The 13,835-nt window shown below is 68.3% G+C and carries 15 protein-coding genes; 2 read left to right on the forward strand and 13 right to left on the reverse strand.

Annotation, left to right across the window (positions count from 1 at the left end; genetic code table 11):
- From carB to pyrR, 6 genes are read right to left on the reverse strand one after another with little or no spacing between them, the layout of a single operon-like run.
- Nucleotides 1-3,339: a carbamoyl-phosphate synthase large subunit gene (gene carB, locus EV580_RS01625; RefSeq protein WP_133689416.1), complete on the reverse strand. Its 3,339-nt coding sequence runs from the start codon at nt 3,337-3,339 to the stop codon at nt 1-3.
- Nucleotides 3,340-4,488, reverse strand: coding sequence for a glutamine-hydrolyzing carbamoyl-phosphate synthase small subunit (gene carA, locus EV580_RS01630; protein ID WP_166654554.1), 1,149 nt, complete (start codon nt 4,486-4,488; stop codon nt 3,340-3,342).
- Nucleotides 4,461-4,958 carry a PH-like domain-containing protein gene (locus EV580_RS01635; protein WP_133689418.1) on the reverse strand — a complete coding sequence of 166 codons (498 nt, stop codon included), beginning with the start codon at nt 4,956-4,958 and terminating at the stop codon, nt 4,461-4,463. Before EV580_RS01635 ends, carA begins: the two co-directional genes overlap by 28 nt.
- The gene (locus EV580_RS01640) at nt 4,955-6,250 is read right to left on the reverse strand and encodes a dihydroorotase (RefSeq protein ID WP_133689419.1); all 1,296 of its coding nucleotides are present in this window, start codon (nt 6,248-6,250) and stop codon (nt 4,955-4,957) included. The genes EV580_RS01635 and EV580_RS01640 overlap by 4 nt, the downstream gene beginning before the upstream one ends.
- Nucleotides 6,247-7,200, reverse strand: a complete 954-nt coding sequence (locus EV580_RS01645) for an aspartate carbamoyltransferase catalytic subunit (RefSeq protein WP_133689420.1) — start codon at nt 7,198-7,200, stop codon at nt 6,247-6,249. The genes EV580_RS01640 and EV580_RS01645 overlap by 4 nt, the downstream gene beginning before the upstream one ends.
- Nucleotides 7,197-7,763 (reverse strand): bifunctional pyr operon transcriptional regulator/uracil phosphoribosyltransferase PyrR, encoded by a 567-nt coding sequence (pyrR, locus tag EV580_RS01650; protein WP_133689421.1) that lies wholly within the window; start codon nt 7,761-7,763, stop codon nt 7,197-7,199. Before pyrR ends, EV580_RS01645 begins: the two co-directional genes overlap by 4 nt.
- 91 nt (nt 7,764-7,854) lie before the next feature.
- On the opposite strand from pyrR, the gene EV580_RS01655 reads away from it, so the two are divergent.
- Both EV580_RS01655 and EV580_RS01660 read left to right on the forward strand, forming a co-directional pair.
- The gene (locus EV580_RS01655; protein ID WP_133689422.1) at nt 7,855-8,508 is read left to right on the forward strand and encodes a class I SAM-dependent methyltransferase; all 654 of its coding nucleotides are present in this window, start codon (nt 7,855-7,857) and stop codon (nt 8,506-8,508) included.
- Entirely contained in the window at nt 8,505-9,707 is a 1,203-nt protein-coding gene (locus EV580_RS01660; RefSeq protein WP_133689423.1) for a serine hydrolase domain-containing protein, read from the forward strand. Before EV580_RS01655 ends, EV580_RS01660 begins: the two co-directional genes overlap by 4 nt.
- Here the strand turns inward: EV580_RS01660 and EV580_RS01665 are convergent.
- From EV580_RS01665 to efp, 7 genes are all read right to left on the reverse strand, one after another.
- Entirely contained in the window at nt 9,704-10,849 is a 1,146-nt protein-coding gene (locus EV580_RS01665) for an acyl-CoA dehydrogenase family protein (protein WP_133689424.1), read from the reverse strand. The genes EV580_RS01660 and EV580_RS01665 overlap by 4 nt on opposite strands.
- Before the next feature lie 48 nt (nt 10,850-10,897).
- The gene (locus EV580_RS01670) at nt 10,898-11,590 is read right to left on the reverse strand and encodes a helix-turn-helix transcriptional regulator (RefSeq protein ID WP_166654555.1); all 693 of its coding nucleotides are present in this window, start codon (nt 11,588-11,590) and stop codon (nt 10,898-10,900) included.
- A gap of 20 nt (nt 11,591-11,610) precedes the next feature.
- Entirely contained in the window at nt 11,611-12,015 is a 405-nt protein-coding gene (locus EV580_RS01675) for a nuclear transport factor 2 family protein (protein ID WP_133689425.1), read from the reverse strand.
- Between the two features lie 80 nt (nt 12,016-12,095).
- Entirely contained in the window at nt 12,096-12,653 is a 558-nt protein-coding gene (locus EV580_RS01680; RefSeq protein WP_133689426.1) for a TetR/AcrR family transcriptional regulator, read from the reverse strand.
- Nucleotides 12,653-12,775, reverse strand: coding sequence for a hypothetical protein (locus tag EV580_RS34160; RefSeq protein WP_255525491.1), 123 nt, complete (start codon nt 12,773-12,775; stop codon nt 12,653-12,655). Before EV580_RS34160 ends, EV580_RS01680 begins: the two co-directional genes overlap by 1 nt.
- Nucleotides 12,776-12,785: 10 nt before the next feature.
- Nucleotides 12,786-13,265, reverse strand: coding sequence for a transcription antitermination factor NusB (gene nusB / locus EV580_RS01685; RefSeq protein ID WP_133689427.1), 480 nt, complete (start codon nt 13,263-13,265; stop codon nt 12,786-12,788).
- A gap of 1 nt (nt 13,266) precedes the next feature.
- Nucleotides 13,267-13,830: an elongation factor P gene (gene efp, locus EV580_RS01690; protein WP_133689428.1), complete on the reverse strand. Its 564-nt coding sequence runs from the start codon at nt 13,828-13,830 to the stop codon at nt 13,267-13,269.
- Between the last annotated feature and the right edge of the window lie 5 nt (nt 13,831-13,835).

A 13,835-nucleotide genomic window follows, 5' to 3' on the forward strand; every position in this document is an offset into this window, starting at 1 on the left:
TCAGTCATGACCCAGGGTGGCGTGCAACTCCTGCAGTGAGCGCACGTCGATATCGCCGCGGATGCCCGCCTCGATGCCCTGCACGGCCGCCGAGGCGCCCTGCACCGTGGTGATGCACGGGACGTTCATCGACACAGCGGCCGAGCGGATCTCGTAGCCGTCGATACGTGGGCCCGAGTTGCCGTACGGCGTGTTGATCACCATGTCGATGCCACCGGCGAGGATGGCGTCCACCGCCGACATCGCCGGCCGGCCGTCGCCGGGTTCCTCGAAATGCTTGCGCACGACGTCGCAGGGAATCCCGTTGCGCCGCAACATTTCCGCGGTACCTTCGGTGGCCAGCACCCGGAATCCCAGATCGGCCAGCCGTTTGACCGGGAACACAAGTGAGCGCTTGTCGCGGTTGGCCACCGAGACGAAGATCGTGCCGGTGCTGGGCAGCGACCCGTAGGCCGCGGTCTGGCTCTTGGCGAACGCACTGCCGAAATCGCGGTCGATGCCCATCACCTCGCCGGTGGACTTCATCTCCGGTCCGAGCAGCGAGTCGATGCCCGAACCGTCCGCCTTGCGGAACCGGTGGAACGGCAGCACCGCCTCCTTCACCGCGATCGGCGCGTTGGGTGCCGGTGTCGCCCCGTCGCCGCTGGCGGCCAGCACGCCTTCGGCACGCAACTGGGAGATGCTGGCGCCCAGCATGACTCGTGCGCAGGCCTTGGCCAGCGGGATCGCGGTGGCCTTCGAGACGAAGGGCACGGTGCGGCTGGCCCGCGGGTTGGCCTCCAGCACATAGAGCACGTCGTCCTTGAGCGCGTACTGCACGTTGAGCAGCCCGACCACCCCGACGCCGTGCGCGATCGCCTCGGTGGCCCGCCGGACCGCCGCGATATCGCTGCGGCCCAAGGTCACCGGCGGCAGCGCGCACGCCGAGTCACCGGAGTGGATGCCGGCCTCCTCGATGTGCTCCATCACGCCGCCGATGTACACCTCGGTGCCGTCGCACAGCGCGTCGACGTCGATCTCGATGGCGTCCTCGAGGAACCGGTCGACCAGCACGGGGTGCTCGGGTGAGAGCTGCGTGGCCCGGGTGATGTAGCCGTGCAGGGTTTCCTCGTCGTACACGATCTCCATGCCACGCCCGCCGAGCACGTACGACGGCCGCACCAGCACCGGATAACCGATGCGGGCCGCGATGTCGCGGGCCTGCTCGAAGCTGGTGGCGGTACCGAACTTCGGCGCGGGTAGTCCCGCGCTCTTCAGCACGTCGCCGAACCGGCCGCGGTCCTCGGCCAGGTCGATCGCCTCGGGCCGGGTGCCCACGATCGGCACGCCGGCCCTCTCCAGCCGCTTGGCCAGCCCTAGCGGGGTCTGCCCACCGAGTTGCACAATGACGCCGACCACACCCGGACCGCCCTCTCCGGAGACGGATTCGGCGTGGTAGACCTCGAGGACGTCCTCGAAGGTCAGCGGTTCGAAGTACAGCCGGTCGGCGGTGTCATAGTCGGTGGACACCGTTTCGGGGTTGCAGTTGACCATGACGGTCTCGAACCCGGCCTCGCTCAGCGTGGTCGCGGCATGCACACAGCTGTAATCGAATTCGATGCCCTGCCCGATCCGGTTCGGACCCGAACCGAGGATCAGCACCTTGGGCTTCTCGGTCTGCGGGGCCACCTCGGTCTCGGCAGCGGGATCGAGCTCGTAGCTGGAGTAGTGGTACGGCGTCTTGGCCTCGAACTCGGCCGCACAGGTGTCGACGGTCTTGAACACCGGGTGGATCCCGAGGCGCTGGCGCAGCGCGCGCACCCCGTCCTCGCCGGCCAATTCCGCACGCAGCGAGGCGATCTGGCGATCCGACAAGCCGTTGTGCTTGGCCCGCCGCAGCAGCCCCTCGTCGAGGACCGGGGCTTCGATCAGTTCCTGGCGCAATCCCACCAAGCCGTTGACCTGCTCGACGAACCACGGGTCGACACCGGAGGCCGTCGCGGTGTCCTCGACGCTCGCGCCCAGCCGCAGGGCGAGCTCGATGTCGTAAAGCCGGCCTTCGGTCGGGGTGCGCAACCGGTCCAGCACCTCGTCGACCGCACCGTCGTCGGAGCCGGTCCAGAACCCCGCACGGGTGGTCTCCAGCGAACGCATCACCTTGCCGAGCGCCTCGACGAAGTTGCGGCCCAACGACATCGCCTCGCCCACCGACTTCATCGTCGTGGTCAGCGTCGGGTCGGCGCCGGGGAACTTCTCGAACGCGAAGCGCGGCGCCTTGACGACCACGTAGTCCAGCGTCGGCTCGAAGCAGGCCGGGGTTTCCTTGGTGATGTCGTTGACGATCTCGTCCAGCGTGTAGCCGATCGCCAGCTTGGCGGCGATCTTCGCGATCGGGAATCCGGTGGCCTTGGAGGCCAGCGCGGACGACCGCGACACCCGCGGGTTCATCTCGATCACGATGAGCCGGCCATCTTTCGGGTCCACCGCGAACTGGATGTTGCAGCCACCGGTGTCCACGCCGACCTCACGCAGGATCGCGATACCCAGATCGCGCATCTCCTGGTATTCACGGTCGGTCAGCGTCATCGCGGGCGCGACGGTCACCGAGTCGCCGGTGTGTACGCCCATCGGGTCCACGTTCTCGATCGAGCACACCACCACCACGTTGTCGTGGTGATCGCGCATCAGCTCGAGCTCGTATTCCTTCCAGCCGTAGATGGATTCCTCGATCAGCACGTTCGCGCTCGGCGAGGCGGCCAGGCCGTCGCCGGCGATCCGCTCGATGTCCTCGGCGGAGTACGCCATGCCCGAGCCCAGGCCGCCCATGGTGAAGGACGGCCGGACCACCACGGGCAGGCCGAGTTCGGCGACGGTCTCGCGGACCTCGTCCATGGTGAAGCAGACCCGCGACTTCGCCGACTCGCCACCGACTTTGGCGACGATGTCCTTGAACTTCTGCCGGTCCTCACCGCGCTGGATGGCGTCGAAGTCGGCGCCGATCATCTCGACGCCGTACTTCTCCAGGACGCCGTCATTGTGCAGGGCGACAGCGGTGTTCAGCGCGGTCTGCCCACCGAGGGTGGCCAGCACGGCGTCGATCTTGTTGCCGCGCGCGGCCTGCTGGGCGAGCACCTTCTCGACGAACGCCGACGTGATCGGCTCGACGTAGGTGTAGTCGGCGTACTCGGGGTCGGTCATGATCGTCGCCGGGTTGGAGTTGACCAGGCTGACGGTCAATCCCTCGGCGCGCAGCACCCGGCAGGCCTGAGTGCCCGAGTAGTCGAACTCGCAGGCCTGGCCGATCACGATCGGCCCGGAGCCGATGACGAGAACGTGGTTGAGGTCGGTCCGGCGTGGCATTTAGCGCTTCCCCCCATCCATCAGGTCCACGAATTGGTCGAACAGGTAGTTCGCGTCGTGAGGCCCGGCCGCGGCCTCCGGGTGGTACTGCACCGAAAAGGCCTTTCCGTTGGCGAGTTTGATGCCTTCGACGACGCCGTCGTTGGCGCAGGTGTGGCTGACCAGGGCCGGTCCGAAGTCGGTGTCGAAGTGCTCACCGGCTTCGCCTTCCAGGGCGAAGCCGTGGTTCTGCGCGGTGATCGCGACGGTGCCGGTGGCGTGGTCGATCACCGGCACGTTGATCCCGCGGTGGCCGAACACCATCTTGTAGGTGGAGCGGCCCAGCGCCCGGCCCAGGATCTGGTTGCCGAAACAGATTCCGAACAACGGGATTTCGGCGCCCAGGACGGCTCTTGTCACTCCGACGACGTGGTCGGCGGTAGCCGGGTCGCCCGGTCCATTGGACAGGAACACCCCGTCCGGCTTCAGCTCGGCGATCTGCTCGAAGGTGGCCGCCGAGGACAACACGTGGGTGCGGATGCCCCGCTTGGCGAAGTTGCGCGGGGTGTTGGTCTTGATACCCAGGTCCAGCGCGACGACCGTGAACCGTTGCTCTCCAACGGGATCCACGATGTAGCTCTCGGGCGTGCTGACCTGGCCGGCCAGGTCAGCACCGAGCATCGCCGGCTGGCTGCGCACTCGGGCCAGCAGCTCCTCGGTATCCGCCAGCGCGGGCCCGGAGAACACCCCGGCCTTCATCGAACCGCCCGAGCGCAGGTGGCGCACGATCGCGCGGGTGTCGACACCGGCGATCCCGACGACGTTCTGGCGCTTGAGCTCGTCGTCCAGCGTCCCGGTGGCCCGCCAGTTCGAGGCGCGCGGCGACGGGTCGCGCACCACATACCCGGCCACCCAGATCTTGTCGCCGCGGCTCTCGGCGTCCTCGTGGTTCCAGCCGGTGTTGCCGATCTGCGGGGCGGTGGCCACCACGATCTGGCGGTGATAGCTGGGGTCGGTCAGGGTCTCCTGGTAACCGGACATCCCGGTGGAGAACACCGCCTCGCCGAGAGTCTCTCCGACCGCACCGAATTCGGTGCCGGTGTAGACCCGCCCGTCCTCCAACACCAGATGGGCTTTACCCGTCACGCTGCTTCTCCTGTTGTCGTCCATCGTGCATAGTCACTGCGGTCGTCACCGCGAAAACCTGTGTCGATCTCGGTGCCCGACGGCAGCCGCCAGCGGATGGCGAGGATTCCCGCCACTTTTCCCGCCAGCGCTCGCTCGGTGCGCACGTCGGTGATCGACTCCTGCGGCATCCAGATCGGGGTCGCCCCGGACCGCTCCAGCAGGATGCCCTCGGGATAGCGCGTCAGCACCGCCTTGGTCCGGAAACCCAGATCGCCCGCGGCAATTCGCTCCAGCCACGCTCCGGCCAGGGTACTGCCGACATAGAGACCTCTGGTCGGCGCGATGATCGCCGAGCTCAGCAGGTCCGGTATCGCAGGCAGTTCGCCCAGCAGTGCCAGCTGCCGGTCGGCGCGATGCCGCCAGCCGCGCAACATGCGGCCGATCAGAAAGCCGATGACGACGACGATGAGAAAGGCGAAGATGTACGCCCCGATCGCCGTCGGTGTATTCATGCTGGGCTCTTCCCGTCCCGCGCCGTCACGGTCCCCCGCAACAACGTCGCGGTGACCGTCGCGGGCAGCGTCATCGTCGCGAACGGGGTGTTGGCCGAGCGGCTGGCCAGTTCGGTGCCCTCGACGATCCAGGTGCCGTCGGGGTCGACGACGACGAGGTTGGCGGGCTCCCCCACCTCCAGCGGGCGGCCCTGGTCGTCGAGTCCGACAATGCGGGCCGGGTTTTCGCTCATCACCCGCGCGACGCCGCGCCAGTCCAGCAGGCCGGGCTGCACCATGGTCTCGACCACCACCGACAGCGCGGTCTGCAGGCCGAGCATGCCGGGCTTGGCCTGGGAGAACTCGCAGCACTTCTCGTGTTCGGCGTGCGGCGCGTGGTCGGTGGCCACGCAGTCGAGTACCCCGTCGGCCAGCGCCTGCCGCAGGGCCTGGGCGTCGCTGGCCTCGCGCAGTGGCGGATTCACCCGGTTCACGCCGTCGTAGCTGGCCAGCCGGCTGTCGTCCAGTAGGAGGTGGTGCGGGGTGACTTCGGCGGTGATCGAAATGCCTTGCCCCTTGGCCCATTTGATGAGCTCGACGGTCCCGGCCGTGGAGGCGTGACAGATGTGTACCCGGGCGCCGGCATCGCGGGCCAGCAGGGCGTCGCGGGCGACGATGGCTTCCTCGGCGGCGCGTGGCCAGCCGGCCAGTCCGAGCTTGGCGGCGTTGGGCCCCTCGTGGGCGACGGCGTTCCGGGTCAGCCGGGGCTCCTCGGCATGCTGGGCGATCAGTACGCCGAGACCCGTCGCATATTCCAGCGCCCGGCGCATCACGAGCGGGTCCTGCACGCAGATGCCGTCATCGGAGAACATCTTGACCTGCGCCACTCCGGCGGCCATCAGGCCCATCTCGGTGAGCTGCTTGCCTTCCAGCCCCACCGTGATCGCACCCACCGGATGCACGTCCACCAGGCCGACCTGCTGCCCGCGCCGCCAGACGTGGTCGGTGACCACCGGGCTGTCGGCCACCGGGTCGGTGTTGGCCATCGCGAACACCGCGGTGTAGCCGCCCAATGCGGCTGCCGCCGAACCGGTTTCGATGTCCTCGGCGTACTCCCGGCCGGGCTCGCGCAGGTGGGTGTGCAGGTCGACGAAGCCCGGCAGCAGCACCTGGCCGGTGGCGTCGATGACGTCGGCGTCCTGGGGCGCCTTCACCTTCGGCCCGATCTCGGCGATCTGGCCGTCGGCCACCAGGACGTCGACCTGATCGCCCTCGCCGTAGAGGCGGACGCCTTTGATCAACACGCTCGTCATACCGACACCGCCTCGTCCGTGCCGACCAGCAGATGGAACAACACCGCCATCCGCACGTGCACACCGTTGGAAACCTGTTGCAGCACAGCCGATTGCGACGAGTCCGCGACCGCGAAGGAGATCTCCATACCGCGCAGCATCGGGCCGGGGTGCATCACCACCGCATGTCCGGGCAGCACCGCCTGCCTGCGGTCGGACAGCCCGTAGCGGATCGAGTACTCCCGCTCCGACGGGAAGAACCCGCCGTTCATCCGTTCGGCCTGCACCCGCAGCATCAGCACCGCGTCGGCGCCTGGCAGCTCGGCGTCCAGGTCGTGCGACACCGTGACCGGCCAGTCCCCCACCCCGACCGGCAGCAGCGTGGGCGGCGCGACCAGCACCACCTCGGCGCCCAGGGTGGACAGCAGCGAGACGTTGGAGCGAGCCACCCGGCTGTGCACGATGTCGCCGACGATCACCACCCGGCGACCCTCGATGCCCCCGAGCCGCTGGCGCAGCGTGAGGGCGTCCAGCAGTGCCTGGGTGGGGTGCTCATGGGTGCCGTCGCCGGCATTGATCACCGACGGGCCGGTGCCGTCGGGCTCGACGGTCCACTCCGCCAGCTGCTGGGCCGCGCCGGAGGCGGGATGGCGGATGATCAGCGCGTCGGCGCCGGCCGCGCGCAGGGTGAGCGCGGTATCGCGCAGCGATTCGCCCTTGGCCGCCGACGATCCCGAGGCGCTGACGTTGATCACGTCGGCGCTCATCCATTTGCCCGCCACCTCGAACGAGACCCGGGTGCGGGTGGAGTTCTCGTAGAACATCGTGATGATCGTGCGGCCGCGCAGCGTCGGCAGCTTCTTGACCTCGCGGCCCAGCAGTGCCTGCCGGAACCGGTCGGCGTCGTCGAGGATCGCGGTGGCCTCGTCGCGGGTCAGATCGCCCGCCGAGAGCAAGTGTCTGATCGTCATCGGGCCGGTCCCCCCTGCGGTGCGATCCAGATGCCTTCGACGTCGTCGTCCTCGAGCAGGCGCACCTTGACGTTCTCGCTGCGCGACGTGGGCACGTTCTTGCCGACGTAGTCCGCCCGCAGCGGCAGCTCGCGGTGACCGCGGTCGACGAGCACCGCCAGCTGCACCACCTTGGGCCTGCCGATATCGCGCAGGGCGTCCAGAGCTGATCGCACCGACCGCCCGGTGTAGAGCACGTCGTCGACGAGGATCACCAGGGCACCGTCGATCCCGCCGGTCGGGATCGAGGTCTCCGCCAGCGCGCGAGGGGGCTTGGAACCCAGGTCGTCGCGGTAGAGCGTGATGTCGAGGCTGCCGCATGCGACCGAGACACCGGCGAACTCGTCGATCTTGGCGACCAGCCGGTTGGCCAGGGTGACGCCGCGGGTGGGAATGCCCAGCAGGATGACGCGCGGTGCGTCGGGGGCGTCGAGAGCGGTCTTCTCGATGATCTGGTGGGCGATGCGGGAAACGGTTCTACCGACGTCCGCACCGGACATCAATTCACGGTCGTCTGCGCTCACGAGCTGACCGGACCTCCTTCTCCGCCTCTCTGGACGGATCGTTAAAGGATGTCGAACTGCCGGGCAGCTTAACAGGTCTAGCCTCGAGGAGGTGACCACACCGCACCCGTCCCACTGGGACTTCGACGCCTTGTACCGCGGTGAGAGCCCCGCCGAGGGTATCCCTCCCGTCACTACTGTGCCGTGGGACACCAAGGGCCCCAAGGAAAGTGTCGTGGCCTGGCAGGAGCAGGGTCTGATCGGCGGCGATGTGCTCGACATCGGCTGCGGGCTCGGCGACAACGCGATCTACCTGGCCGGGCACGGTCATCGGGTGACCGCACTGGACATCTCCCCGACCGCCCTGATCACCGCCGAGCGGCGCGCGGCCGACGCCCACGTGGACGTCCGGTTCGCGGTGACCGACGCCACAGAGCTCACCGGCTACACCGACGCGTTCGACACGATCGTCGACAGCGGGATGTTCCACTGCCTCGACGACGACGGCAAGGTCGCCTACGCGGCCGCCGCTTACCGCGCCGCCCGACCCGGCGCGCGGCTATTGATCGCCTGCTTCTCGGAGGCCAACGACGACCCCATGCGCGGCCAGCGGGCGGTCAGCGAGGCGACGGTGCGCGATGTTCTGAGCGGTGCCGGGTGGACCGTCGGATCGGTAACCCCGACCACGGTGCACCGCCCCGACGGCGTCGACATGGGATTCTGGCTCGTGACAGCGAGGCGGCCGTCAGTAGACTCCTCCCGGTGAATCTCGGGGACAATCGCACCTCTGTCGTACAGGCGGTGGATGCCGGATTATTGGCCGGCGCCGTGACTCTGGTCTGCGAACGCGGAAATGTAGTGCAGGTCAATGAGATCGGCTATCGCGATGTCGAAGCGGGGCTTCCGATGCAGCGCGACACCATCTTCCGGGTGGCCTCGATGACCAAGCCGGTGACAGTCGCCGCGGCCATGGCTCTCATCGAAGAGGGCAAGCTCGCGTTGACCGACCCGGTCACCCGCTGGCTGCCGGAACTGGCCGATATGCGGGTTCTCGTCGATCCGACCGGCTCGCTGGACCGCACGGTGCCCGCGCAGCGGCACATCACCGTCGACGATCTGATGACCCACCGCAGCGGGCTGGCCTACCCGTTCTCGGTCGTCGGCCCCATCAGCCGGGCCTACGCGAACGTGTCCTTCCGCCAGGACCAGGACCATTGGCTTGCCGAGGTCGCCCAGCTGCCGCTGGTCCACCAACCCGGCGAACGGCTCACCTACAGCCATGCCACCGACGTGCTCGGCATCGTCGTGTCGCGGATCGAAGGCAAGTCCCTCCAGACGGTCCTCACCGAGCGGATCTTCGAACCGCTGGGCATGGCCGACACCGGGTTCTTCATCTCCCCCGACAAGCGCGCCCGTGCCGCCACCATGTATCGACTCGACGAAGAGACCGGTCTGCACCACGATGCGATGGGTCCGATACCGGTGACCGAACCGCGGTTCTGCCAGGGCGGGGCGAGCCTGGTGACGACCGTCGACGATTACCTACGGTTCGCCCGAATGTTGTTGGACGGCGGCGAAGTATCGGGCGCGCGGGTGCTCTCCGAGGAGTCCGTGCGCCTGATGCGCACCGACCGGCTGACCACCGAGCAGAAGCAGCATCCGTTCCTGGGGATGCCGTTCTGGGTGGGCCGCGGCTTCGGACTGAACCTCTCGGTGGTCACCGATCCGGCCAAATCCGCGCAGCTGTACGGCCCCGGCGGGGTTGGCACGTTCAACTGGCCCGGCGCGTACGGAACCTGGTGGCAGGCCGACCCGGCCAACGACCTGATCCTGATCTATCTGATCCAGAACTACCCAAACCTCAGCGCGCCCGGTGCCGCGGTGGCCGGCAACACCTCGCTGGCGAAACTGCAGTCGGTGCAGCCGAAGTTCGTACGCCGCACCTACAACGCACTGGGCCTCTAGACCATCGCGATCGGTGAGATCGGAACCCCGATCTCGCAGGCGCCCGCCAGTTCCCGGCTGACGTCGTAGTCGAACACCACATGTCCGGAGATGACGTCGATGTCACGCTTGGCACGCTGAAGCGGATTGTGCAGGAAATGCGCACCCGCGCCGGAGGATTCGAGGAGGTCGGCGACGACGGCCCGGGATTCGTGCACGATGTGCGCAGCCGCCACCCGCGCCTGGGCGCGCACCGGGCGCGGGATCTTGGCGCCGTCGGCGACCAGGGTCTCGATCGTCGCGACGGTCTCCCCCAACAGGCCGTCCAGCGCGCGTAGCCGCACCCGGGCATCGCCGAGGCGGATCTGCGCGGCGGGCTGCTGCTTCTGGGCCACACCGGAATACGCCAGCACACGCTCGCCCAGCCGGGTGGCGAAGGCGTCGGCGACGAATTCGGCCGCCCCCAGCGCGGGCATCGCCGCGAGCAGGGACAGCGCGGGAACCAGAGGCCAGCGATACGTGGCCGTGTCGTGCAGTGCGGCACCCGGCGCGGTGCCCCCGTAGATGTCGATGACCGTCACGAGGCGGTGTTCGGGCACGAACGCGTCGGTGACGACGACATCGTGGGACCCGGTCCCCCGCATTCCGTCGGTATGCCAAACATCCTCGACTGCAACATCTTTGACGGGCAGAAGGGCCAGAGCCGGATACATCCCGTCATCAGGACCACACAGCGCGCCGACCATCACCCAGTCGGCGGCCATGATCCCGGTCGCCCACGACCACCGGCCCGACAACCGCACCCCGCCGTCGACGGGCACGCCGCGCCCGGTCGGCGCCAGCGGTGCGGGGCACAGCACCGGTCCGTCGGCGAACACCTCGTCCTGGGCCTGCTCACCGAACAGCGCCAGCATCCAGTTGTGCAGGGTGTAGAAGCCGAGCGTCCACGCACTGGAGGCGCAGCCATGCGCCATCCGGCGCACCGGTTCGAGGATCGCGGGGAACGGGGCCTGCTCGCCGCCGTAGCGGGCAGGCAACAACAACCGGGCCAGGCCGCTGGCCCGGAAGTCGGCGATCGTCGCGTCGGGAAGCCGGCGCAGTTCTTCGGCGTCGGCCGCCCGCTGAGCCAGGCATGCCACGAAATCGTCACTGATCGTCCGCACGCCCGGGACGCTACCATACTTTTTGGTATGGAAATCGGGACGGTGCCGTCACCCGAGTCGCCGAGTGCGCCACCGCGACAGATCCGTCTCCAGCACTGCAGGATCGCGTTCGGGAAACACCTCTGAAGTGATCTCCAGGTGCCGGATGTGGTCGAGGTGAAATCCACGGATGCCCTCGCGCAGCCGACACCATCCCACGAACATCCACGAATCACCTCCGCGCAGCAGACCCATCGGCTCCACGTCCCGGGTGGTGTGGGTCTGGCGATCCTCGGAGGTGTAGTCCAACCGTACGACCCGGCGTGCGGCGATCGCCTCGGGAATCAGCGATATCGCCGCCTCGGACGACGGCTGCGCGTCGATGATGAACATCGACGCCAACGCTTCATCGACCGGCGCCAGCTGATCCTCACGGCTGACCGCGAGGACCTTCGCCCGCGCCCGACGCGCCGCCGCACCGTACGGCGAAGTCTCCAGCAGACCCAGCCCCGCGAGCACCGCCAGGGACTCGGGCACCGTGAGATTCAGCGGCGGCAGGGAGTGTTCCCGCAGGATCGAATAACCGCCCGACACCCCGTGGTCGGCATAGATCGGAACCCCTGCCAGCTGCAGGGACTGGATGTCACGCTCGATCGTGCGCTTGGACACCTCGAACTCCGCGGAGAGCCGAGCGGCTGACAACGGCAGGCGTGATGCCCGTAGCCGATCGACCAGCGCGTACATCCGCTCGGCTCTCCTCATGAGGGTGAGTCTGCCCGGTCTCAGGTCAGGTGCGTGCGCGTCCCGTTCACCGACCACACCTCGCGGATCAGCCCATCCTCGGTGAAGTCGAAGACATCGATCCCGCCCGCCGCAACCTCCCCGACCTGCATGTTCCACAGCATCCGCCCGTGCGCGCCGTCCACAGCCCGGGCGACCTCGGTGAAAACCACACCCGGATGCCCTTCGCGCCACCGACCCAGGAACCGGGCGAAACTCTCGGCACCCAGCACGTCATCGAACGGGTTCGACCCATCCGCGTCGGAGACCAGGAAATGAATCCGGAAGTCCGCACTGCAGATCCGGCGCGCGATCGCACTGTCGGTGTTCCACATCTCCAACCACACCGCCAGCGCCGCATCCGCAGCAGCCGAGTTTGTTTCCGCCATGTTCGCGTTCTCGTTCATGACCCCAGGATCAGACGCTGTCGCGACAACGGTATGTCGGTGTTTGCCTGCCCGTTTCGGACCGCCGAGGGCAATCGGCCTCAGTGCCGCAGCATGATGTCCAGGAAGCGTTGCTGCTGTTCGGCCGCACCCGCACCGGGCGCCGAGGACGACAAATGCAGGAACCCGACGCCGGCCGCGAATGTCGCGTCGGCCCGCACGGCGGCCTCTTCGACGCTGAAACCCTCGTCGAGGTAGGCCTGGCGTACCGCACGGCGCACCCGACGATCAGACGACGCCACCGCAGCGGCCACCTCGGGCTCCGACCGGGCCCATTCCCGCATCGCCCGCTCCAGCATCCAATGCCGTTGCCCCAGAAGGACTCCCATCATCCTGGTGAGCCGCTCCCGCGGTGAGAGGCCGGCGCCATCGGCGAACTCGGCGCGGTCGCTGTCATGGACCTCGGCCCAGGTGTCCACCAGCGCGCACCGATACGCACGCAAATCGGTGAAGTGCCAGTAAAAGCTGCCCTTGGTGGCGCCGACCCGTCGGCACAGCCGGTCCAGCGTCAAGGCCTTGACGCCCTCCTCGGCGAGCACGGAGAACCCGGCCTCCACCCAGTCGGCTGCCGACAGCCGGCCCCCGGCACCCTCGGCCATCAGGGTCGCCGTGCTGTCACGCACCACGACCCGGCCGGAACCAGGAAGCCCGCCCACCCGATGTCCACGATCCGCTCACCGGGGACGGCAGCCAGCGTCGCGAAATGCTGCTCGGCGTCCATCCCGGGGAGGTTACGCCTCGGGCGCCGCGCCCCGGACCGCGGCGGCTGCCGCGCGGATCTGCGGAGTGACCAGCATGACCTGCCCCAGAACCCCGTTGACGAATCCGGGCGACTCGTCGGTGGACAGCTCCTTGGCCAGCTCGACCGCCTCGTCGACGGCCACCGGCTCCGGAACGTCCTCGGCGTGCAGCAGCTCCCACACCGCCACCCGCAGGATCGCGCGGTCCACGGCGGGCAGCCGTTCCAGCGTCCAGCCCTGCAGGTGCGAGGTGATCAGCTCGTCGACGTGGGCGGCATGGGCGGCCACGCCCCTGGCCACGGTCACCGTGTACGGGTTGAGTGCCGACACGTCCGGGTTGGCCTCGGCCAGCGCGATGCGGGCATCGGCCACCTCGGCGGACGTCAGGCCGCGGGCCTCGGCCTCGAAGAGCAGGTCGACGGCGCGCTTGCGCGCCTGATGCCGACCCTTGTCGGCCTTGCGATCGGCCATATCAGGCGTTCACGCGCCCCAAATAGCTGCCGTCGCGGGAATCCACCTTGAGCTTGTCCCCGGTGTTGATGAACAGCGGAACCTGGATCTCGGCACCGGTCTCCAGCGTCGCGGGCTTGGTGCCGGCGCTGGAGCGGTCGCCCTGCAGGCCCGGCTCGGTGCTGGCGACCTCGAGCTCGACGGTCACCGGCAGCTCCAGATACAGCGCCGCGCCCTCGTTGAACGCGATCTGCACCGGCATGCCCTCCAGCAGGAAGTCGGCCAACCGGCCGACCAGCGACTCGGACAGCGGGTGCTGCTCGAAGTCCTCGGAGTCCATGAACACGAAGTCCGAGCCGTCGCGGTAGAGGTAGGTGGCGTCGCGCCGGTCGACGGTCGCGGTCTCCACCTTCACCCCGGCGTTGTAGGTCTTGTCGACGACCTTGCCGGAGAGAATGTTCTTGAGTTTGGTGCGCACGAACGCGGGGCCCTTGCCCGGTTTGACGTGCTGGAACTCGATGATCTGCCAGAGCTGGCCGTCGATGTTCAGCACAAGGCCATTCTTGAAATCGGCAGTGGATGCCACGGTCG

The sequence above is a fragment of the Mycobacterium sp. BK086 genome, from assembly GCA_004362315.1.
Classification (GTDB): Bacteria; Actinomycetota; Actinomycetes; order Mycobacteriales; family Mycobacteriaceae; genus Mycobacterium.